We start from the raw sequence: 1,733 nt of genomic DNA on the forward strand, positions 1-1,733 counted from the left end.
AAATTCGAAGAGTTTATGGATTTGAACCATGACGGATAATCTGATAATCATCGCCCAGAGTGTGGATTTTGCCCTCCTGTTGCCGTACGCGGTTTTCGGGATGTTCGCCGCGCTGGCGTTCTGGGTGCTGGAGTTCCTCACCGGTCGTCCGTCGCGACGGGTGGAAAGAATCCAGGAACTGGCGCGAACACCCCGACGGCGGATGACCTCCGATGAGCTGGCCCAGCGACCTGCGAGCAAACTGACCGAGGTTTTAGAAAAGGCGACGCCCGCCCTGGCAAAGCCGCTGGAACCTAAATCCGAAGTGGAACGCAGCCGCCTGAAACAGCGTCTCGCGGAAGCCGGATTCCGTGGCGATAAAGCTGTTCAAATCTTCTTGGGCCTCAAATTCGCAGCGCTCCTGGGGGGATTTGTGCTGGGCGGTTCGGTGAGCCTGGGGTTGTGGGGATTGTCGAGAAGCACGACCACCTCGGCCGTCATCATCGGAGGTTTGGCGTTTTATGTGCCCGATCTCGTATTGTGGTTCATCGGGAAAAAACGCAAGGAGGCCATTTTCCTCGGGCTGCCGGATGCCCTCGACCTGCTCGTGGTCTGTGTGGAGGCGGGACTGGGGCTGGACCAGGCCATGAGAAAAGTCACGGAAGAACTGGCCAGTTCGCATCCGGTGATCGCCAAGGAATTCGCGCTGGCTAACCTCCAGTTGCAGATGGGCCGTCCTCGGGCGGAGGTCCTCCACGAGATGGGAGTCCGCACGGGTGTCCAGGACATGCGCGCTCTGGCGGCCGTCATCATCCAGGCGGAAAAATTCGGCTCGAGTATCGCTCAGGCCCTTCGCGCCCAAAGTGAATCCATGCGGACACGCCGTCGCCAGATGGCGGAGGAACGGGCTCAGAAAACCGCCGTCAAATTGATTTTCCCGCTCGTGTTGTTCATCTTCCCAGGGATTTTCGTGGTCCTCGTGGGACCGGCGGCCATCACGATGATCCGCGAGCTCTTCCCGATGATGGCGGGCCGATGATGGACTCTTCATCGTGGAGGTTGCCGGCCTCGACCCGTTCGATGATGCGGCATGCGCACATTCGCTCACCGTGGCGGTGGCAAGCTCTCGCGCGGATTGTCGCATTGTCGCTGGGTGATAACCAAACACGCAACCGCGGTCGGTCAGCGGCGAAGGCCCTTCTCAACCCCCGCATAACTACTTTTGTCCGCGTGAATCGGAAACGACGCCGCAGGCGGTCTGCCATCTGATGGGTGGTGCCGTTCCAGCAGGAAAGGTGCTATAATAGGGCCGGGAAAGGGAAGCGATCGGGATATCGCGCCCGGGAGGGAGTGCCCACCTCGTGCCAGTGGCCTCTCCGTGTGATTGAACCATCTGGTCGAAAGGAGCCGGAACAATGGTCTCGCCCGAAATGTTGCGCCGCTATCCGTACTTCGCAAAGATCAGCGAGGAGTCGCTCAAGGAAATCGCCATGATGGCGGAGGAGCGGTCTTATCCTGCCGGACTTCAGCTTTTCAGCGAGGGCGATCCGGCCGACTATCTCAACATCATCGTCGAGGGTGAGGTGCAGATTCAGTATCAACTCGGCAACGGTGAGAAGCGGACCGTGGATACCCTGGTCGCCGGCGACATTTTGGTGTGGTCGGCCCTGATCGAACCCTACAAGACAACGGCGATCGGAACCACCTCCAAACCAACCAAAGTCATCGCCATCAAGGCCAAACCGTTACGGGAA

General features: G+C 59.3%; 2 protein-coding genes. Both read left to right on the plus strand.

Features of this window, described 5'->3' with window-relative positions; translation table 11 throughout:
- The first annotated feature begins 28 nt into the window (after positions 1 to 28).
- Positions 29 to 1,018 carry a type II secretion system F family protein gene (locus H5U08_RS17815; RefSeq protein ID WP_297036204.1) on the plus strand — a complete coding sequence of 330 codons (990 nt, stop codon included), beginning with the start codon at positions 29 to 31 and terminating at the stop codon, positions 1,016 to 1,018.
- Positions 1,019 to 1,394: 376 nt separating this feature from the next.
- The coding region (locus H5U08_RS17820; RefSeq protein WP_297036208.1) for a cyclic nucleotide-binding domain-containing protein at positions 1,395 to 1,733 on the plus strand (339 nt) is incomplete at its 3' end.

The organism is Thermogutta sp., assembly GCF_014359955.1.
Classification (GTDB): Bacteria; Planctomycetota; Planctomycetia; order Pirellulales; family Thermoguttaceae; genus Thermogutta.